This is a genomic window from Microbispora sp. NPDC004025, assembly GCF_053604425.1.
On record NZ_JBSGHN010000013.1, the window covers coordinates 144,900 to 163,785 of the forward strand.

The following is an 18,886-nucleotide window of genomic DNA, read 5'->3' on the forward strand; positions in this document are numbered from 1 at the left end:
CGGCTCCTGGCTGCTGAGGGCGTGCGTGGGGAACGGTTCTGGTGAGACGGGCGCCCGTTTCTCGTCAGGCGGCGGGCTCCCCGCGGCGATCCGGCCGCAGGACGACCGGCAGGCCGAGGAGGTAACGCACGCTGCTCTGCCGGTAGTGCAGGCTCCGCGAGTCGCGGGCGAGCTCGACGTCGGGGAAGCGCCGCGCGAGCGTGCCGAAGGCGACCCGCAGTTGTGCCCTGGCCAGGTCCGCGCCGAGACAGTGGTGGTGACCGCGGCCGAACGCGAGGTGCGGGTTGTCCCGGCGCCCGACGTCCAGCAGATCGGGGCCGGGGAAGAACGACGGGTCGCGGTTGGCGGCCACGAGCGACGCGGCGAGCAGATCGCCCTTCGGGATCGGGGTGCCTCCCACCTCGATCGGGGCCGTCACCTGACGGGCGATGGTGACCGGGAAGGGCGTGACGAGCCGCAGCAACTCCTCGACCGCGGTGGCGACCAGCGCGGGCTCGGCCACGAGCCGGGCCCACTGCTCCGGGCGCTTCAGCAGGGCGGCCAGGCCGCTCGCCAGCACCGTCGTCGGGGCGCGGTGGCCGTTCACCATGAGGAACCTGGCCGCCGACACGAGGTCGTCCTCCGCCAGGTCGTCCCCCTCGTCCGCGACGACCCAGCCGAGCAGGTCGTCCGACGGGCTCTCGCGCCGAGCCGCGATCAGGTCCCGCAGGAACTCGTCGATGTCGGGGTGCGCCTTCGGCGGCGGAGTGACCAGCCGCTCCAGGATCCACTCGCGGATGTGGCCCCGCCGATCCTCCGGCACGCCGAGCAGCTCGCACAGCACGAGGACCGGCAGCGGGTAGGCGAACGCGTGGAGGAAGTCCACCACCTCCCCGGCGGGGATCGCGTCGAGCAAGGCGTCGGCCGCGCGCTGGATCCGCGGGCGCAGCGCCTCGACACGCTCGGGGGTGAGGTGCCGCTCGACGAGCCGGCGCAGCCGGGCGTGCTCCCGGCCGTCGATCGTGATGAGGTCCAGATCGCCCTTGTGGGAGAGGGCCGGGTCGTCCGACTGGAGCCGGAACCCCGCGGTGATCTCCACCTCTCCGGCGAGGCGCGGGTCGGTGAGCGTCCGGGTGGACGCCGCGTGGCCGGTCAGGATCCAGGTCGTCGCGGCGCCCTCCGCGTTGAGCCGGTGGATCGGCCCGATCTCACGGAACCGCCCGAGCAGTTCGGCGTCGTTGAGCAGCGCCGGCGTGAGCGGCCGGAGCGTGGCGGGCAGGTCCGGGGGAACCTCCGCCTGCGTGTCCAGCGCGGCCAGGAAGGGGACGACCGCCGTGGCCACGGGCTCCCGCCCCGAGGCGGGCAGCGTCAGCGTCGGGCAGGACAGCTCCCCGGCGAGGTCGTGATCCGCCATGCCCACGACGACCACGGCGGTGACCCGCTCCGGGTGGCGGTCGGCGATCTCCAGCGCCGCCAGGCCCGCCTCGCCGAATCCGAGGATCGCGGTGCGGTCCGGGCTGCCGGGCGCGGCCAGCAGGTCCGCGACCTGTTCCACCAGGCCGGGAAGGTCTCCCGCGGCCAGGTCGGCCCTGCCCGTGTGCCAGCCCAGGCCGGCGAGTTCGCTCTCCAGGCGGCCCGTCCCGTCCTCGGCGTTGAGGATCAGCAGGGTCCGGCGCCCGCCGACGATCGTTGTCATCTGGTTCCCCCCGTTCCTGCCCGTTGGAACCGCTGCCGTTCCCTGCCCCTTGGAACCGCTGCGACGGGGTCCATTTCTCCTGACGACTCTTGTGGCCTGCTTGTGACCTACTTGTGAATCACGTGTTATGCGCGATGAACTGCGCGGATGCCGGCAAGACCGTGCGGCCGGGCCCTTTCCGGCGCCCTCCGCGACGGCTGGGGCTGATTCGCTGCCGGGTGGCCTCCGGATATGACAGGATCCGCCTGGTTGATCGACATACCGACGGCATCGTGGGGGAGTGGAACGAATGCGGGAACGGCCGGAGCCGATCACGTGCGGCCGCCGCCCGTGACGGACCGCGTCGTGCCGCCGTACCCTCTCGACCCCGGTGATCCCGAGCGCATCGGCGATCACCGGCTCGTCGGCGTCCTCGGCGAGGGCGGCCAGGGCACCGTCTACCTCGCACGGGACGCCTCGGGAGCCCAGGTCGCGATCAAGATGCTGCACGCCAGGGCCGCCATGGACGCCACGAGCCGCCGCCGCTTCCTGCGGGAGGCGGAGACGGCCCGCAGGCTCGCCCCCTTCTGCACGGCCCGCGTGCTCGACGCCGGGTCCCATCACGGGCGGCCGTACATCGTCACCGAGTACATCCCCGGGCCCTCGCTGGCGACGGCGGTCGCCGAGGACGGCCCGCGTACGGGCAGCGGGCTCCACCGCCTCGCCGTCGCCACGCTGACGTCCCTCGCCGCGATCCACCGGGCCGGGATCGTGCACCGCGACTTCAAGCCGGGCAACGTGATCCTCGGCCCCGAAGGGCCCGTGGTCATCGACTTCGGCATCGCGAGCGCCGCCGACCACACCGTCAGCGGCGGCGGCATGGCGGGCACGCCCGCCTTCATCGCCCCCGAGCAACTCGCCGGGCAGCGGCCCGGCCCGTCCTCCGACGTGTTCAGCTGGGCCGTGACGATGGCGTACGCCGCGACCGGGCGCCTGCCCTTCCCCGGGCCGACCGTCCCGGCCATCCTGATGGCCATCTCGGCCCGCGATCCCGACCTGTCCGGTGTGCCCGCCGACCTTCGCCCGCTGCTGGAGGCATGCCTGGCGAAGGATCCCGCCGCCCGGCCCGCCGCCTCCGGCCTGCTGCGCGCCCTCACCGGCGGCGACGGCGCCACGGCCGCCACGCGCCCGGCCGATCCGGTGCGTACGCCGGTCCCCGGGACCGGCCCGCGGCGACGGTGGGCCGTGGGGCTCGCGGCGGGCGTGACGGCCGTACTCGTCACGGGCGGGATCCTCCTGCTGTACGCGTCCCGCGGCGGCGACGAGGCGGTTCCCCCGGGCGGGAGCCTGCTGTACGGCGACGACTTCGGCGAGCGGGGCAACTGGGACGGGTACACCTTCGATCCCGGCGCGGCCGGCGACCGGCGCACGACGCGCGGCTACGAGATCGAGCGCGGTGTCTTCACGGTCCGCGCCGACCGCTCCGGCCCGGTCAACACCGCGCTGTCGCCCGTGCCCGCCAAGACCGACGCCGCGGCCGGGCGCGACGTGCTGGTCGGCGTGACGGCCGAGCTGCGGGAGGGGGCGGGACAGGGCGGCTTCGGGCTCGTGTGCCGGTGGGACGAGGACGTCCCCAGCGGATACGCGTTCCTGCTCGGCCTGGACGGCACGGCCCGCGTCGTGCGGCAGTCCGGGGGCACGCGTCTCGACGTCGTGCCGCCGGTGAAGGCGGCCCCGCCGCGCGCCGGGCGCGCGGTGCGCCTCCAGGCCGCCTGCCGGGGCTCCCGTCTGACGTTCTGGGTCGACGGCACGCGCGCTCTCGACGCCGAGGACGCCCATCCCCTGTCGCCCGGCCCGCACAACCAGTCGGGGATTCTCGCTCGCGTGTCCGAGGCCGGAAGCAGCGCGGTCACCGTCTCGTTCGACGATTTCAGCGTCCATAAGGCGGGCTGACGCGGGGGATCACGTCCCCACTTATCGCCTAAAGTCACCTGAATGGCATCAAACCGCTCCCGGCTGGTATGGCTGGACGCCTTACGGGGGGTCGCCGCTCCGGCCGTGGCGCTGCACCACTCGGCCTGGACCTTCGTCCCGGCCGTCTGGGCGGAGGTCGACCGCAGGGTCGACGTCGGCACCTGGGGCGTCTTCGTGTTCTTCCTGGTCAGCGGCTACATCATTCCGGCCTCGCTGGAGCGGCGGGGCGACCTGCGGGCCTTCTGGACCGGCCGGGCCTTCCGGCTCCTCCCGCTGCTGCTCGCCGCGCTGGCCCTCGCGCTGCTCCTCGCGTACGCCGGGGTGTTCGAGACGTCCCCGGGCCTCGACAGCCGGCCGCCGCCGCTCGTCGCGCTGGCCAACCTCACGATGCTGCAGGAACTCCTCGGCGTCCCCTCGGTGATCGGCGTCATGTGGACGCTGTCGTACGAGATGGCGTTCTACCTGATGACGGCGGGACTGTTCGCCGTACGGCAGGCCCACAGGCCGGCGCCGATCGCCGTGGTCCTCGCGGTGGCGGCCGTGCCGCTCGGGCTGCTCATGCCGTACGCGACGATCAACGGCGGCGCGGACCTGGCCGCCGCGATCCTGGGCGTCGCGGTGGTCCTGGTCATCGCCGTGACCATGCTCGCGAACGGGCGCCTCAGGACGGCGGCCGCGGTGTTCGGCGGCCTTCTCGGCCTGGCCCTGGTCGTCCTGGGCAGCAGGATCGGCGCGGGACAAGGGCTGGTCATCGCGGCCATGATGTTCGCCGGGACGGCCGTCCACCGTGCGGAGCGGGGCATGCTCCGGTGGAGGTGGGCCGTCGCCGCCCTGCTGACGGTCCTCGCCTGCGGCGTCCTGGTGGCGCGCGAGCCCGCCTGGGCCTCGGCGGTCCTGCTGGCGGCGGGGTTCTTCGTGCTCGTGTTCGCGCTGCGGCGCCGGTCGTTCCCCCGGTGGCTCGCCTACCTCGGGGTGATCAGCTTCTCTCTGTATCTGCTGCACCCGCTCCTGCTGCGGATCGTCCCGAACCTGCCGGTGTTCTTCCTCGCCCTGCTGGTCCTCGGCCACGTGGCGTACCGGCTCGTGGAGGCCCCCGGCCAGCGCCTCGGCCGCCGCCTGAACACCAGGCGTGGCGCCGCCGGATCCGAAGCCGTGCGGGGTGAGCAGGGTGAGCGGGGGCGCCTGCCGGACGGCGCGTGAGCCTCGGCGCCCGTGGTCAGAGGAGGACGGTGAGGGTGAGCCACGTCGCGGCGCCGCCCGCCACGGCTCCCGCGACGGTCTGGGCGGCGGTGTGATCGCGGATGACCACCCGGGACCAGGCCAGCGCCGCCACCAGCACGGCGCCGGCCGCGTAGACCGGAACCGGCGGCAGGACCCACGCGAGCATCACCACGCCGCCCGCCGTCACCGCCGTGTGGAAGCTGATCTTCCACCAGAGCGTGACCGGGCCGGTCACGGCCAGTGTGGCCAGCATGGCGGTCGCGCCGGCGACCATCAGGCGCGGAGCGCCGAGCAGGACCATCAGGGTCAGCGCGGTGACCACCAGGACGACGATCAGGCCGATCAGTTTCGGCCGCTGGGCACGGTCCCTGACGTGCCTGTCGCCGAAGCGGCCCGACCGGACGCCCGCCAAGAGCATCCCGAGGGGAATCCCCCCGCACAGGGCCGCGGTCAGCGCGCCCCAGGCGACGCCCGACCAACCGCCGGTGACCGCGCCCATCACCAGCGGCAGCCCCATGACGATGTGCGCGGGCGCGAAGACCTCGGTCAGCCCCCGGGCGAACCGGTTCTCTCTCCGAGGATCTGCGTGCATGCTGTCGCGACCCACCGAAGCCACGTCGTCTCCCCCTCGATGTCGCCGGCGAATCCCGGCCCCGCAATGATCCCCGGGCGGCCGGCCGGAACCGGAGCGGGCCGCCCATCCTCAGCGTGGTCAGGTTGACCACTGTGACATGACCACGGTCGAGCACGCCCGCGGCCATGCCGATCGTGGACGGCGCCGTCGGCGGACCGTCGTGACCACCACGCCGCCGGCCTTGACCGCCCTGTCGAGAGCGGTCTCCCGGCGTCGCGTGACACGCAGGTTTGCGGTATTCGTCTTCAGGGCTCGCGGAAACCCCACGTGGGTCCGTTCCGAATCGGGAAATTATCCTGAAGATGAATCGTCCGCGTCGTCGGGAGGAATTCGACTGTGCCGGGGACACCCGAGGGCCAGGTGAAAGCGAGACCGTCCGGAACGCGTATCGCGCGAATCCTGCTGGAATCATTCGCGGGCTGGATAACGCGGCGGCCGGTGCCCGGGACCTCCGGCGGAGTGCGGCTGCCTCATTCGTCGGAACTGCGGCTGATCATCGTCGTCCTGGCCGCGGTGGAAAGCGTCACGGCCCTTCTCGTCTCCGGCATGCTCCCGCCCGAAATCAAGCCGCCGCACGCGGTGTTCGAGATGCTGCTGGTGCTCACCGCCCTGGGAGCGGCGGCGGCGACCGCCCGCCATCCGCATCTGGTGTCGTCGTCGCACCTGATCCTGCGAACGGGATTCCTGGGGGAGCTCGCGGTTCCGCGGGATTGCGTCCGTTCCGCCTCGCGGGTCCTGCAGACGATAAAGGGGCGTGGACCGCGTCCTGTTCCCGGAGACCCCGACGCGGTGGCGTGCTCCGTGCTGAGCACGGTCAACGTCCGCGTCGAACTCGATCCTCCCGTGCACGTCGACCTTCCCGGGACGGGGAAAAGGGCGGTGCGGAGAATCTACTTCTCGACCGACTCCCCGGACGTCGTTCCCGGCATCGTGAGAAAAACCGGCTGACTCGGCCGCCGTGGGAAATCACGCGAACTCTGGCGGGCGCGGGCGGCCCGACGGGGCCGCCGCTCGCGTCTTCGGCCCGTACGAGCGGGTCAGCCGGCCTCGGTGAGCGCGTCCAGGCGGGCCATGTCCTCGTCCGTGAGGCGCAGCGCGGCGGCGGCCATGTTCTCGGCCAGGTGATCGGGGTTTCCGGTGCCCGGAATGGCCAGCACGTGCGGCCCCTGCCGGAGTGTCCAGGCCAGCCGCACCTGCGCGGGTGTCGCCTCGTGCGCTTCGGCCACGGCGCGCACCTCGTCCTGATCCGTGCCGCTCGCTCCCGACTCGCGGCCCTTCCCGGCGATGGCGAAGAACGGCACGAACGCGATGCCCTGCTCACCACAGGCGCGCAGCAGCTCGCGGCTCCGCGTCGCGCCCACGCCGTACCGGTTCTGCACGCTCACCACGGGGGCGATCGCCTGGGCCTGGGCGAGGTGCGCGGGCCGGATGTTGGAGATCCCGAGGTGCCGGATGAGCCCGGCCTCACGCAGCTCGGCGAGCGCCCCGAAGTGCTCGGCGATCGAGTCGAGCCCCGGCTGGCGCAGGTACACCAAATCCAGGTGGTCCCGGCCGAGCTGACGCAGGTTCTCCTCGACCTGGCCGCGCAGCTGGTCCGGCCGGGCGAACGGCAGCCACTCGCCGGACGGATCCCGCCCCGGGCCCACCTTGACGGCGATGACCAGGTCGTCCGGGTACGGCGCGAGCGCCCGGTTGATCAGCTCGTTGGCGGACCGTAACCGGGAGAAGTAGAACGCGGCGGTGTCGATGTGGTTCACGCCGAGCTCGACGGCGCGTCGCAGCACCGTGAGCGACCGCTCGCGGTCGCTCGGCGTGCCGAGGTCGAAGGCCGCGCTGCCCGTCAGGCGCATGGCGCCGAACCCCATCCGGTTGACCGTCAGGTCGCCGAGCTTCCAGGTCCTCCTCGACGGCTCCGTGCCCGCCGTGGCCGCGTCGATGCTGTCTCCACCCATCCCTGCAGAGTGCCACAAATCCCCGTGAACCGGTCGAAGCTGTGAGGAGAGCGGTCGCGGGCGCTCGGAGCAGGCCGCCTACAGATCCAGCATGTCAGCGAGGCCGTCCATGCAGGCGGCGAGCAGGGTGGCACCGTCGTGGCCCATCCCGGCGAACTGCCCCTGGACCTCCAGGCTCACCACGCCTTGGAGCTGGGCCCAGGCCAGCACGGTTCCGGTGAGAGCTGTCGCGGGGTCTCCCTGCGGGGCGAACGCCCGCACCCATCCGGCCACGGCCGGGGTCTCCTCCACCCACCGCCGCATCTGGTCGCGCAGCCCTTCGGCCCCCGGACGGCAGCGTCCCCCGGCGAACACCGGGAGGAAGGGCCCGAGCACGTCGCGGGCCCGCAGCACGCTCTCCGGGGGCGCCTGGTGGCCGGGCGAGGGGGCGCCGGCCAGCAACTGGAACAGGTGCGGGTTGGCCACGGCCCAGTCGCGGAAGGCCCGGGCAAGCGCGTGCAGCCGCTCCCGCGGCGCTCCCTCGCGTACGGCGGTGCGTACGGCCGCGCCGACCTCGTCGAAGCCCTGCAGGATCAGCTCGGTCAGCAGCTCGTCACGGCTGCGGAAGTACTTGTAGATCGCCGGGCCGGTGACGCCGAGCTGCTTCGCCACCGCGTTCAGGCTGAGCGCCGCGGCCCCGCCCTCGCCGATCTGGACGAGCGCGATCTGCTTGATCTCCGAACGGACCTGGTCCCGGTAGCGCTGCCGCGGCGTTGACATCCCCTCATTATGGTGAGTGCCTCTCATCGGCGCCCCCCGAGGCGGATCAGGCCGGCCGTGATCGGCGGGGCCGGTCAGGGGGTGTAGATCTCCTGGACCTTGACGATCCTGCCGCGGTAGACGGTGATGAGCGCCGGGCGATGGCCGTCCTTCATCCGGGAGACCAGCACACTCCGGGAGCACCGCTTCGACCCGAGGCTGTCGTTCTCGACCGTCACCGTGGTGCCCTTGCATCCGGTGGCGCTGTAGAACACGACGTTCTTCGCCAGGGGAGAGGCGTAGGCCATGGCGTCACCCTCGGCGGGACCCGTGAAATACCCCTCCGTGTGGCCGCTGGTGTCCTTCACCCACTTGATCGGCTCGTATTCCGCCGTCCCGGACCGGTAGTACGTGACCCAGCCCCGCAGGATGCCGTCATGCCGGGGCGAGATGTGCCTGGTGAAGTCGTGACGGGGATCGGTCTGGAACGAGGTCCCGAAGACCTTGGGCTTGGCGAACTTCGGCATGGCGGCCGCGCCGGCGGGCAGCGCCGCGGCGGAGACCAACGCGGCGGCCACGGTGGCGGCCACGGTGGCGGCCACGGTGGTGGCCACGGCGGCGGGGAGGACGACACGGAACGAGGTCGTGAGCTTCATGTCCTGTTGGAGTCCGTGCCCGGCGGAGAAGTTCGCGGCCCGATGTCGGCGACGGCCGGAATCCCCTCCCTCAGGGAGGGGAGAGGTCAAGACATGGGCAAGATCTTGGTCGGTACGGCCTCCTGGACGGACAAGTCGCTGCTCGCGTCGGGCTGGTATCCCGCCGAGGCCTCCACTCCCGAGAAGAGGCTCGGCTACTACGCCGGCCGGTTCCCCCTGGTCGAGGTGGACGCCACCTACTACAACCCGCCGGCCCGGCGTACGGCCGAGTTGTGGCGGGACCGCACGCCGAAGGACTTCACCTTCAACGTCAAGGCGTTCTCCCTGCTCACCGGGCACCCGACCCGGCCTGCCGCGCTGTACAAGGACCTGCGGGCCGTGCTGGGGGAGCCCACGCGGACGCTGTACCGGCGCGACCTCCCCCCGGAGGTCGTCGAGGAGGTGTGGCGCCGGTTTCTCGGCGCGCTGGAGCCGCTGCACGAATCGGGGAAGCTCGGCGCGGTGCTGTTCCAGTTCCCGCAGTGGTTCCCGCCGAGCGAGGCGAACCGCCGATACATCCTGCGCTGCCGTGACCGCTGCCTGCCAATGCGCATGTGCGTCGAGTTCCGCAACGCGGCCTGGATGGACGAGGCCACCCGGAGCGGCACCCTCGGCTTCCTGGCCGCCAACGACGTGCCGTATGTCGGAGTGGACATGCCGCAGGGACATCCCTCGTCGGTCCCGCCGGTGCTGGCGGCCACCTCCGACCTCGCCGTCGTCCGCCTCCACGGTCACTCGGAGAAGTGGACGAGCCGCGTGATCGAGGAGCGGTTCGGCTACCTCTACTCGGAGGAGGAACTCCGGCTTTGGGCCGGCAGGATCGCCGATCTGGCCGCCCGTACGACCACCACACACGTCCTGACCAACAACTGCTGCGCCGACAACTCCCAGCGCAACGCGGCACGCCTGGCCGAGCTGCTCGACGAACGAGGCGCCGACGTCGTCAGGCCTCCCGGCGCAGTGACCTGAGGCGCTGGTACTGCGCGGCGGGCGGCACGACGATGCGGGCCGCCCGGACGGTTCCGGGCGGCCCGCGAGGAGCGTCAGGCGGGGTTCAGGTACCAGATCTGGTCACCCGCGACGATGCCGAGGTTACCGTCGGTGTTGCCGGTGATGGTCTGCTGCTCCAGGGTGGTGCCGCCGCCCGGCGGGCTGTCGAGCACCTTCCCGCTGAAGCGGTTGACCAGGTAGAACGTGCCGTCGGCGACCCGTCGCAGCGTCCACTGCTGGCTGGTGGCCGTGCCGCAGGTCACCTGTCTGATCTGCGTGCCGTTCGAGGTGCTCGCCGAGACCAGGTCCAGGCACTTGGAGCTGTTCACGTTCACCAGGTTCCAGTACGACCCGGTGGCCTGCAGCCGCCACCGCTGGCTGGTCGCCCCCGACGGGGCGTTGTGGGTGACCAGCGCGCCGGAGGCGGTCGAGCCGCCGGCCGGCTCGGCGTTGTCGCGGCTGCCCAGGCCCTGCAGGTAGTAGACGCTGTTGTTGACCGGCGCGATACCGGTGACCTGGTTGAACACCCACTGCTGGTTGGTGGCGCCGGTGTAGGTCTGCTGGGTGACCGGCGAGGGATGGGAACCGGTCGCGGTCAGCGCCAGGCCCGACAGCCAGTCGAAGATGGCGTACGTGTTGGTGCCGACCGGCAGGTAGGCGAAGCGCATGCCGTCCTGGCCGTTGCAGATGTACTGCAGCAGCGTCGTGCCGGGCGTGGTGCCGCTGTAGGAGCTGTCGGCGCACAGGCGGCTGCCGACGTTGATGAACTGCAGCCCGGTGGTGTAGCCCATCAGCCACTTCTGGCTGGGAGTGTCGACGCGGGTGCGCTGGCTCAGCTCCGTGAGGGCGCCGGTGGACCCGCCGATGGGCTCCAGCGCCCCGCCGGTGGCCACGTTGGTGATGACATAGGTGTTGCCGACCTTGGGATGGGGGTCGCTGTCGGCCGTGTTCCCGGCGATGAGGTAGGCGCTGTTGGCGGTGTTCCAGTGCGTGGCCAGGTAACTCCCGGCGGCCGGGGCGGCGTTGTAGTAGTCGTCCCGGTTGCAGTCGGGCAGGCGGTAGTCGTTCCACTGGAGGCAGTTCCACGACGGGGTGCCGCCGTAGCACATGAGGTCCCACTGATCCAGGCAGTGCCAACTGCCGTCGGAGTGCGGCGCGCTCATCTGTACGGCGCCGAACGTGTGCCCGAGTTCGTGGGCGATGGCGTTGGCGCCGAAACATCCGGGGATGGCGTCCACCCGGGCGTAGGCCAGGCCGTTGTTGAGGTTGGCGGACCCGGTCGTCAGGTCGTCGCCCTTGATCTCACCCATGCCGCAGATGACGGTGGCCTCGGTGAGCATGAGGTAGTGCCGGTCCGTGCTGGTGTAGCCGAGGGCCTTCACCGCGTTGACCCCCGAGTCGAAGTCGACCAGCGACCCGGCCGGGACCACGAGGTTGCGTACGACGGGGGCGCAGCCGCCGGACACGGCTGTGGTCGCGTAGCGGATGTGCCGGCTGCGGTTGGAGGTCGCCGCGGCGTCGTTGAACTGGTCGTCCGCGTCGGCCAGCCAGGCCCGGATCATGGGCAGCAGTTGCGCGTACCGGTCGGGCATGGACGCCTCGCGGACGTACAGCACCTCCACCCGCTTGCCACTGGTGCCGTCGCCGTCGCAGGCCACCAGCTGAGGGGACGCCTGCGCCTCGGCCGCCGAGGCGGACGCGAGCGGGGCCGGGCCGGCCCGATGGCCGACCTTGGCGCCGGGGAACACGTCGGACGCGACGCGGGAGGGGCCGTCGTCCGGCGGTGCGGCGGCCGACGCCTGCGAGGGTAAGACGATCAGGGCGGTCGCGAGCGCCCACATTGCCGCCAGGGAGAGGGTTCGCCTGAACTGCATTCCGATGAACTCCCATCGGTACGGATACGCCCTCATGGGGCGATTCACGAGAATGATCACATCGGGCAGGCGAACATTTCGATCTTTGTGCGATATCTCTCAATGTGTTGACAGAAATGGTCAAGTGGCAGATCAAATGTCTGTTCCGGCGTTTCGGTCTGTTTCGGTGACGCGGTTCTGCCTGGGAGGACGCATCGCGCGGGAAGAGAGCGGATACAGGCTCGGGAAAGACAGACGGTGTCAAGACGCGGAACTGCCGGAGAAGTTTCGGACGGCAAGCCGGGACGAGCGCGTCCACGGATTCCCTGGGCCGTCGGTTCCACTGGGGTCGTCGAAAAGCGAAGCCGGCCGGCGTGAGAAGCCGATCTGAACGGCCCTGAAAGACCGGCCGAAAACCAGGGCCGAATATGCCCGGGTATCCGCCGGAGGGGGCACGGCCCGACGGCGCGGCGAGCTCCGGCTGCCGGGCGCTGCGTCACCGCATCCGCGGCTTCCGAAGATGCCGGCACCGGCGACTCTGAAACTTTCGTGTACGAAGACGAAACTTCGGTGCGCACGGTCGATGCGACAGCCCCGAACAGCGCTGTTCCGTCGGGACGGGGACGATCATTACCTCGCGCGATTTGGGCCTTGTGAAGATCGCAAGTTTTCGGCAATTCTCCGAAACTACCCACCTACTCGCCTGTGGTCATCACGGCACCTGATGGCAGGTCCGGGATCCTCAGGAGGAAGGACGAGTCACCTTGAAACTTCTCACGGTCTCGCCTGCACAAGTGGAGAGTCCGCCGCAGGCCGGACGCATGCCCACCACCGGTGCAGACCGGTCCTGCCCGGGGAGCGCCCGGTGATCGGCACCGTCGGCTCGGACGGCGGGAGCCGAACCCCGGGCGTACGCCGCGCGCTCGTCATCGGCGCCGTCGCGGCGCTCTCGCTGGGCCTCGCGATAACAGAGATCCCAAGGGCGGACGCCACCACCGCCACGCTCGTCGCGGCGGCCGCGGCCGGCGTCGAGGACGAGGGCGCCGACTGCCCGGTGCCCGACCTGGGGTCGCCGACGTCCAGTTCCCGGCTTCCCGATCCCTTCAAGAAGATCAACGGGCAGCGCATCACGTCCAAGTCGGAGTGGCGGTGCCGCCGCGAGGAGATCAAGAAGCTGGCCGAGCGCTACGTCTACGGCGAGAAGCCCGGCAAGCCGGCGAGCGTCACGGGCACGGTCTCGCGGACCGGAATAACCGTGAACGTGTCCGCCAACGGCAGGAGCGCCGGCTTCTCCGCGACGGTGGACCTGCCGAGCGGCACCGGGCCGTTCCCGGCCGTCATCGTGTACGGAGGATTCGGCGCGGACACCGCCACCATCAAGGCGAGCGGTGCCGCGGTGATCAGCTATGACCCGTTCACGGTCGGCAAGGAAGGCACGGCGCGCAACAACAAACAGGGTGCTTTCTACAGCATCTACGGCTCTTCGAGCAGCACCGGGCTGCTCGCCGCCTGGGCCTGGGGCGTGAGCCGCATCATCGACGTCATCGAGCAGTCGGGCGGGAGCATCCTCAAGGCGGACGCGACCGGCGTCACCGGATGCTCGCGGTACGGCAAGGGCGCCTTCACGGCCGGAGTGTTCGACCAGCGCATCGCGCTGACCATGCCGATCGAGTCCGGTAGCGCCGGTGTTCCCATCCTGCGCGGCGTCGCCCAGGAAAGCGGCGCGCAGCCGCTGAGCAGCGCCTACTCCGAGCAGCCGTGGCTGGGTGACGCGTTCGGCTCCTTCACCGGCAACCCGAGCCAGCTGCCGGTCGACACGCACGAGATGGTGGGGATGATCGCCCCACGCGGGCTGTTCATCATGGAGAACCCCCACGTCGACTGGCTGGGCGCACAGTCGGGCAGCGTGTCGGCCCTGGCGGGTGCGGAGGTCTACAAGGCGCTCGGCGCGGGGGACAACATCAGCTACTGGTCCGACGTGCAGGACGGCACCCACTGTGCCACGAGGTCGGAATGGCGGACGCCTCTGCAGCAGAACATCCAGAAGTTCCTGGTGAAGTCGGGCAACGCCGCCGGGGTGTTCCGGATCTCGTCCAGGAAGTCCGGCAACCTGTCGCAGTGGAGGGACTGGACCACCCCTGTCCTGACCGACAACAGCCCGAGCCCGTCCCCGTCTCCGAGCCCGAGTCCGAGCCCTTCCCCGACTCCTTCGCCCAGCGGGAGTCCCAGCACCAGCCCAAGCCCGTCCCCGTCTCCGAGCCCGAGCCCCTCGCCGTCCGGCGGAGTGACCGGCGCGTGCTCGGCGACGATGCGCGTGGTCAACTCCTGGTCCGGCGGCTGGCAGGGCGAGGTCACGGTGCGTGCGGGCACCTCCTCGATCAACGGCTGGACCGCGAACTGGACCTGGCCCGGCGGGCAGACCGTCACCCAGGTCTGGGGAGGCGTACGTTCGGGCTCCGGCTCGGCCGTGACGGTGCGCAACGAGGCCTGGAACGGCTCGGTCGCGGCCAACGGGAGCACGACCTTCGGCTTCATCGCCGGAGGGTCCTCGGCCACTCCGGCGATCACCTGCACCAGCCCGTGACCGCACCGGCCACGACCGGGTGAACCATGAATCGATCGGGCCCGCGGCGACCATGCCGCGGGCCTCCACATGTTCCGCACGACGCACAATTGGGTCATGATTTCTGCCCGGGTTGCCGGCGGGCTCGTCCTCGCCGTTGTGGGCCTCACGCTGGTCGCGGGCTGCCGGAACGGCGAGACGAAAACGTCTCTTCCCGACAGCGCCTCACCTCGGCAGGTGGTGGCCGCGTACCTCGACGCGATCAACGCGCACGACGTGGAGGCGGGGCGGCGATTGTCGACACGGCGCTTCGCGGAGCGGGAGGAGAACGTCACGGGCAGCCTGTTCGACGATGCCGAGCTGTCCGACGTGAAGATCGAGGTACCGCGGCCCGAACCCGGCTACGGTTCGCGGAACGGCGGGCGCCACCGGGAGGCGGTGTACGTTCCGGTGTCGTTCACGCTCCGCCACAGTGACGACGTCTCGATGCCGGACAGCCCAACGGTCTGGGGATACGTCCTGGTCCGGGCGGGCGAGGATGAGCCCTGGCGGATCGACGACGCGGGAGTGGGCTGACATCCGCGGCGGGGCGCCGTCTCGGTCAGCCGCCCAGCAGCATGACGATGCCGACGATGACGAAGTGAACGAGCACCGCGAACACCAGCACGCTGGCGAAGATCCACTTGGCGGGGCCGTGCTCGAAGTGCTTGCTCTCCTTCATCGGCGGGCGCTTGGCGACGCGATCGGCGATGCGCTCTTCGAGACTCTTCCTACGGGCCATGGCACTTCCTGTGTTCTCGGCGCTGGCGCTTAGTCCACTAATCGTTAGTGTACTAACCCGGTACCATGGCAGTGGAGGTGCGTAGTGAGTGAGATTGGCGACACCGTCGACCCGCTGGCCCTGGAGAACCAGGTCTGCTTCGCCCTGGCGGTCGCCTCGCGGTCGGTCATCGGCCTCTATCGGCCCGTGCTCGAACCGATGGGGCTGACCCATCCGCAATACCTGGTGATGCTGGCCCTGTGGCAGCACGCGCCGCTGTCCGTCAAGGACCTCAGCCGGCTGCTGCAGTTGGAGCCTGCCACGCTGTCGCCGCTGCTCAAGCGACTGGAGTCCGCCGGTCTCGTCGAGCGCCGCCGCGCCAGCGACGACGAGCGAGCGCTCGCGGTGGTGCTGACCGACGAGGGACGCGCGCTGCGCCGGCAGGCCGAGAAGGTGCCCGCGACGATCGTCGAGCGACTGGGCATGGAGCTGACCGAACTGCAGCACCTGCACCAGGCGCTCACCCGGGTGATCGCCGCCGCCACCGGCGCGCACCTCGCCGGACATCGATAACGGCCCGCGTCGCCGTTCGCCTCAGGCCGGTGCCACCGTTCACCCCGCGCCGGCATCGCCGCCCATCCCGGGCCGCCGTTCACCCCGGACCGGCGCCGACGATCCTTCCCTCCGCCGCGAGCAGCCGGAACGGCGCCGCCCGGTCGGGGGCGTCGAGGGCGACCGCGCGGCGTTCGAACACGCGGACGCCCAGCCCGAACGCGGCGAGCCGCAGGTGCAGGGCGCCGCCGGGCGGCACCCTCATGACCGTGACGGCCTGTGGCGGATGCGCCGCCGACGGCGGACGGTAGCCGGGGTAGACGTCGTCCTCATGGCCGGTCCCGCGCTCGTGGCCGCGCAGCGACGCTTCGAGCTCGTCCCATCCCGACGGGACCAGGAGACGGGCCACGCCGTCCAGCAGCCGGTCGAGGGTCGGCGCGACGCGCGCCCCGCCGGTGCTGCCGGACGCCAGCCACCCCTGCGGGACGGGACGGACCGTCACTCCCTTGCACACGGCGCCGACGAACCGGGCGATCGCCGCCCGGCGCCGGTGCCCGGAGACGAGGGGCCCGGCCCAGTCCGCGGGCGGACCTCCGCACGCACCGCACATCCTGTTCGCGCTCCCTCTCCGAGACGGTTACGCCCGGGGGCGGCGGGCCTTGAAGTCGTCCGCGATGGCGTCGAACGTGGACCACCGCACGCCCTCGTGCTTGTTGATGTGCTCGATGAGGCGCTCCAGCATGAGCAAAACCTGCGGACGGCCCGAGACGTCCGGGTGGATCGTGAAGGTGAAGACGGCGTAGTCCGACTCCCGGTAGACCCAGTCGAACTGGTCCCGCCACATCTCCTCGATGTGGCGCGGGTTGACGAAGCCGTGGCTGTTCGGGCTGGTCTTGATGAACATCATGGGCGGCAGGTCGTCGAGGTACCAGCTCGCCGGGATCTCGACGAGGTCGGTCTCCTGCCCGCGCACGAGCGGCTTCATCCACTCGCGGGCGTCCTTGTCATAGTCGATCTTCGACCAGGTGTCGCCGACGCGCACGTAGTACGGCTCGAAGTCGCGGTGCATGAGCGAGTGGTCGTACTTGATGCCGCGTTCGAGCAGCAGCTCGTTGGTGACCGGCGAGAACTCCCACCACGGCGCGACGTACCCCGTGGGGCGCCGGCCGGTGCGCGTCTGAATGAGGTCGATGCAGTAGTCGAGGATCGTCGACTCCTGCTCGCGGCTCATCGCGATCGGGTTCTCGTGGCTGTAGCCGTGCAGGCCGATCTCGTGTCCGGCGGCCACGACCTGCTCGAACTGCTCGGGGAAGGTCTCGATGGAGTGCCCAGGCCAGAACCAGGTCGACGGCAGGTCGTACTTCTTCATCAGGGCGTTGAGCCGCGGGACGCCCACCTCCCCGGCGAACAGGCCACGCGAGATGTCGTCCGGGGAGTCCTCACCGCCGTAGGAGCCGAGCCAGCCGCCGACGGCGTCGACGTCGATCCCGAACGCTACGAAGATTTCCTTGGCCACAGCGCATCCTCTTCTCTTGGTATCGATGGATCAGACATGGGCGGCGAGGGCCTGCCGTGTGACGGAGACCCCCTGGGAGAGCAGCAGCGCCAGCAGCAGCCTCGCCTGGTAGACGGGCAGCCCGCCCATGCTCAGCGCCCCGGCGCGTACGAGGTCCACCCCGCCGCCGTTGCCGTACGTGGGCACGACGGGCCCCTCGGCCACCCGCGTGGACAGCGCCACGACCGTTCCCGCGGCCACGGCCTCGGTAATCCAGTCCAGCAGAGCGTGGTTGGCGTTGCCGACGCCGGTCCCGGCGAGCACGACCGCCCGCGCCCCGGCGCGTACGGCGGCCCGGGCGAGCGCGGCGTCGGCGCCGGGATGGACCGTCACGACGTCCACCCGGGTGTCGTCGAAGCGGGGGCCGGGCGGGTCCAGCGGCGCCGGCCGCACCGGCCTCGCCGTGATGTGTACCCCCGTCGAGTCGACGCGGCCGATGTGACCGCCGTCCAGGGTCCTGAACGGCTGGGCGGCGACGGTGTGGTGCTTGCGGGTGCCCCGGGCGGCGAAGATCCGCCCGGCGAAGGAGATGAGCGCACCGCACCCGCGCGCATCGGGAGAGGCGGCGACGGCGACGGCCTCCCGGAGATTGCGCGGCCCGTCGCTGTCGGGCTGGTCGGCCGCCCGCTGGGCGCCCGTGAGGACGACGGGCTTGTCGCCGCGGTGGACGAGGTCCAGGAGGAACGCCGTCTCCTCCATGGTGTCGGTGCCGTGGGTCACCACGACGCCGGTCACGTCGTCCCTGGCGATCTCCGCCGCGACGGCCTCCGCGACGAGGCGGAGCTCACGGTGGCCGAGCAGGTAGGAGCCGAGGCTGAACAGGTCGCGGCCCTCGACCTCGACGTCCCCGTAGCCGGTGGAGCCGAGGAGTTGCGCGGCGGTCCTGCGCGCCACCGCCGGGCCGCCGGGTTCGCTGCTCGACGCGATGGTCCCGCCGGTCGCGATGACGACGACGCGCGCCTTCCGCGAGCCGTCTTCCGCGTGAGTGCTCACGGCATCACGTCGCCGGAGTTGGGACCGAGCGTCTGGCCGACGTAGATGTCCCCGCCGGGCGAGCTCGCCAGGAGCAGCGCGGTCGGCGCGACCTCCTCGGGCCGGCCGAACCTGCCGAGCGGCAGCTCCGCGGCCTTGCTCCGCTTCCACTCCTCCGACAGCCCGTCGATGAGCGGCGTCACGATCGGGCCGGGCGCGATCGCGTTGACGAGCACGCCCTTCGGCGCGAGTTCGAGGGCGAGGGCCTTCGTCAGGCCGATCACGCCCGCCTTGGCGGCGACGTAGTGGGCGAGGCCCGTGCCGCCCTTGATCCCGAGCTGGGAGGCGATGTTGACGATGCGGCCCCGGCCCGCCTCCACCATGTACGGCGCGGCGTAGCGGGCGGCGAGGAAGACCCCGCGCAGGTCAACGGCGATGGTCCGGTCGAAGCGCTCCGGGGTCATCTCCAGGAAGGGGACCTCGTCGAGGATGCCGGCCGCGCTGACCAGCACGTCGATCCGGCCGTGCCGTTCGACCACCTCGGCCATGGCACGCTCGACGGCGGCGGAGTCGGTGATGTCGACGATATGGCCCGTGGCCTGGCCCTTCGCACGGCCTGCGTCCGTGCCGAGGCCGAGCAGTTCCCCGGTGACGGGCTTGACGTCGAGCAGGGCGAGACGGGCGCCTTCCGCGGCGAACAGCCGGGCCGTCGCGGCCCCGATCCCGCTCGACGCGCCGGTGATGACGGCGACCTGGCCGTCGAGAGCTCCCAT

18 protein-coding genes are annotated in these 18,886 nt (G+C 71.3%); 7 read left to right on the forward strand and 11 right to left on the reverse strand.

Features of this window, described 5'->3' with window-relative positions:
* Positions 1-64 precede the first annotated feature (64 nt).
* Complete coding sequence (locus ACWEQG_RS28585) at positions 65-1,675, reverse strand: cytochrome P450 (RefSeq protein ID WP_452289379.1); 1,611 nt, start codon at positions 1,673-1,675, stop codon at positions 65-67.
* 330 nt (positions 1,676-2,005) lie between these two features.
* Between ACWEQG_RS28585 and ACWEQG_RS28590 the strand changes: the two genes are divergently transcribed.
* Together ACWEQG_RS28590 and ACWEQG_RS28595 are read left to right on the forward strand one after the other, a co-directional pair.
* The gene (locus tag ACWEQG_RS28590) at positions 2,006-3,607 is read left to right on the forward strand and encodes a serine/threonine-protein kinase (RefSeq protein ID WP_452289381.1); all 1,602 of its coding nucleotides are present in this window, start codon (positions 2,006-2,008) and stop codon (positions 3,605-3,607) included.
* 42 nt (positions 3,608-3,649) lie between these two features.
* Positions 3,650-4,828 carry an acyltransferase family protein gene (locus ACWEQG_RS28595; protein WP_452289382.1) on the forward strand — a complete coding sequence of 393 codons (1,179 nt, stop codon included), beginning with the start codon at positions 3,650-3,652 and terminating at the stop codon, positions 4,826-4,828.
* A gap of 16 nt (positions 4,829-4,844) precedes the next feature.
* On the opposite strand, the gene ACWEQG_RS28600 is transcribed toward ACWEQG_RS28595, so the two are convergent.
* On the reverse strand, positions 4,845-5,465 hold the full coding sequence (locus ACWEQG_RS28600; RefSeq protein WP_452289384.1) for a hypothetical protein: 621 nt from the start codon (positions 5,463-5,465) through the stop codon (positions 4,845-4,847).
* Between the two features lie 456 nt (positions 5,466-5,921).
* Here ACWEQG_RS28600 and ACWEQG_RS28605 point away from each other — a divergent pair, with 456 nt between their 5' ends.
* Positions 5,922-6,431 (forward strand): hypothetical protein, encoded by a 510-nt coding sequence (locus ACWEQG_RS28605; protein ID WP_452289387.1) that lies wholly within the window; start codon positions 5,922-5,924, stop codon positions 6,429-6,431.
* 89 nt (positions 6,432-6,520) lie between these two features.
* Here ACWEQG_RS28605 and ACWEQG_RS28610 read toward each other — a convergent pair whose 3' ends face one another.
* The 3 genes from ACWEQG_RS28610 to ACWEQG_RS28620 form a co-directional block, all read right to left on the reverse strand.
* A complete protein-coding gene (locus tag ACWEQG_RS28610) occupies positions 6,521-7,435 on the reverse strand; it encodes an oxidoreductase (protein ID WP_452289389.1) in 915 nt (304 codons plus the stop codon).
* 78 nt (positions 7,436-7,513) lie between these two features.
* Complete coding sequence (locus tag ACWEQG_RS28615; protein ID WP_452289391.1) at positions 7,514-8,194, reverse strand: TetR/AcrR family transcriptional regulator; 681 nt, start codon at positions 8,192-8,194, stop codon at positions 7,514-7,516.
* Between the two features lie 74 nt (positions 8,195-8,268).
* Complete coding sequence (locus ACWEQG_RS28620; protein WP_452289393.1) at positions 8,269-8,829, reverse strand: hypothetical protein; 561 nt, start codon at positions 8,827-8,829, stop codon at positions 8,269-8,271.
* Positions 8,830-8,922: 93 nt separating this feature from the next.
* Between ACWEQG_RS28620 and ACWEQG_RS28625 the strand changes: the two genes are divergently transcribed.
* Positions 8,923-9,837: a DUF72 domain-containing protein gene (locus ACWEQG_RS28625; RefSeq protein ID WP_452289395.1), complete on the forward strand. Its 915-nt coding sequence runs from the start codon at positions 8,923-8,925 to the stop codon at positions 9,835-9,837.
* 74 nt (positions 9,838-9,911) lie between these two features.
* On the opposite strand, the gene ACWEQG_RS28630 is transcribed toward ACWEQG_RS28625, so the two are convergent.
* Positions 9,912-11,732: an RICIN domain-containing protein gene (locus ACWEQG_RS28630; RefSeq protein WP_452289397.1), complete on the reverse strand. Its 1,821-nt coding sequence runs from the start codon at positions 11,730-11,732 to the stop codon at positions 9,912-9,914.
* A gap of 844 nt (positions 11,733-12,576) precedes the next feature.
* Here ACWEQG_RS28630 and ACWEQG_RS28635 point away from each other — a divergent pair.
* Together ACWEQG_RS28635 and ACWEQG_RS28640 are read left to right on the forward strand one after the other, a co-directional pair.
* Entirely contained in the window at positions 12,577-14,295 is a 1,719-nt protein-coding gene (locus tag ACWEQG_RS28635) for a glucuronyl esterase domain-containing protein (protein ID WP_452289399.1), read from the forward strand.
* Positions 14,296-14,364: 69 nt separating this feature from the next.
* The gene (locus tag ACWEQG_RS28640; protein ID WP_452289401.1) at positions 14,365-14,850 is read left to right on the forward strand and encodes a DUF4829 domain-containing protein; all 486 of its coding nucleotides are present in this window, start codon (positions 14,365-14,367) and stop codon (positions 14,848-14,850) included.
* Positions 14,851-14,875: 25 nt separating this feature from the next.
* Here the strand turns inward: ACWEQG_RS28640 and ACWEQG_RS28645 are convergent, their stop codons facing one another.
* Positions 14,876-15,055: a hypothetical protein gene (locus ACWEQG_RS28645; protein ID WP_452289402.1), complete on the reverse strand. Its 180-nt coding sequence runs from the start codon at positions 15,053-15,055 to the stop codon at positions 14,876-14,878.
* Positions 15,056-15,148: 93 nt separating this feature from the next.
* Between ACWEQG_RS28645 and ACWEQG_RS28650 the strand changes: the two genes are divergently transcribed.
* Entirely contained in the window at positions 15,149-15,607 is a 459-nt protein-coding gene (locus ACWEQG_RS28650) for a MarR family winged helix-turn-helix transcriptional regulator (protein WP_452289602.1), read from the forward strand.
* 79 nt (positions 15,608-15,686) lie between these two features.
* Here ACWEQG_RS28650 and ACWEQG_RS28655 read toward each other — a convergent pair whose 3' ends face one another.
* Genes ACWEQG_RS28655 through ACWEQG_RS28670 form a run of 4 tightly spaced genes read right to left on the reverse strand, consistent with a single transcriptional unit; the run spans position 15,687 to position 18,886 of the window.
* On the reverse strand, positions 15,687-16,196 hold the full coding sequence (locus tag ACWEQG_RS28655) for a hypothetical protein (protein ID WP_452289404.1): 510 nt from the start codon (positions 16,194-16,196) through the stop codon (positions 15,687-15,689).
* Between the two features lie 27 nt (positions 16,197-16,223).
* Entirely contained in the window at positions 16,224-17,102 is an 879-nt protein-coding gene (locus ACWEQG_RS28660) for a polysaccharide deacetylase family protein (protein ID WP_452289406.1), read from the reverse strand.
* Between the two features lie 30 nt (positions 17,103-17,132).
* Positions 17,133-18,134: an asparaginase gene (locus ACWEQG_RS28665; RefSeq protein ID WP_452289408.1), complete on the reverse strand. Its 1,002-nt coding sequence runs from the start codon at positions 18,132-18,134 to the stop codon at positions 17,133-17,135.
* Entirely contained in the window at positions 18,131-18,886 is a 756-nt protein-coding gene (locus tag ACWEQG_RS28670) for an SDR family NAD(P)-dependent oxidoreductase (protein ID WP_452289410.1), read from the reverse strand. The genes ACWEQG_RS28665 and ACWEQG_RS28670 overlap by 4 nt, the downstream gene beginning before the upstream one ends.

Excerpts from the sequence above, each read along its gene's own strand:
- ACWEQG_RS28645 (WP_452289402.1), bottom strand. The coding sequence starts at position 15,055 with ATGGCCCGTAGGAAGAGTCTCGAAGAGCGCATCGCCGATCGCGTCGCC.
- ACWEQG_RS28630 (WP_452289397.1), bottom strand. The coding sequence starts at position 11,732 with ATGCAGTTCAGGCGAACCCTCTCCCTGGCGGCAATGTGGGCGCTCGCG.
- ACWEQG_RS28585 (WP_452289379.1), bottom strand. The coding sequence starts at position 1,675 with ATGACAACGATCGTCGGCGGGCGCCGGACCCTGCTGATCCTCAACGCC.
- ACWEQG_RS28625 (WP_452289395.1), top strand. The coding sequence starts at position 8,923 with ATGGGCAAGATCTTGGTCGGTACGGCCTCCTGGACGGACAAGTCGCTG.
- ACWEQG_RS28670 (WP_452289410.1), bottom strand. The coding sequence starts at position 18,886 with ATGGGAGCTCTCGACGGCCAGGTCGCCGTCATCACCGGCGCGTCGAGC.
- ACWEQG_RS28595 (WP_452289382.1), top strand. The coding sequence starts at position 3,650 with ATGGCATCAAACCGCTCCCGGCTGGTATGGCTGGACGCCTTACGGGGG.
- ACWEQG_RS28620 (WP_452289393.1), bottom strand. The coding sequence starts at position 8,829 with ATGAAGCTCACGACCTCGTTCCGTGTCGTCCTCCCCGCCGCCGTGGCC.
- ACWEQG_RS28610 (WP_452289389.1), bottom strand. The coding sequence starts at position 7,435 with ATGGGTGGAGACAGCATCGACGCGGCCACGGCGGGCACGGAGCCGTCG.
- ACWEQG_RS28640 (WP_452289401.1), top strand. The coding sequence starts at position 14,365 with ATGTTCCGCACGACGCACAATTGGGTCATGATTTCTGCCCGGGTTGCC.
- ACWEQG_RS28655 (WP_452289404.1), bottom strand. The coding sequence starts at position 16,196 with ATGTGCGGTGCGTGCGGAGGTCCGCCCGCGGACTGGGCCGGGCCCCTC.
- ACWEQG_RS28615 (WP_452289391.1), bottom strand. The coding sequence starts at position 8,194 with ATGTCAACGCCGCGGCAGCGCTACCGGGACCAGGTCCGTTCGGAGATC.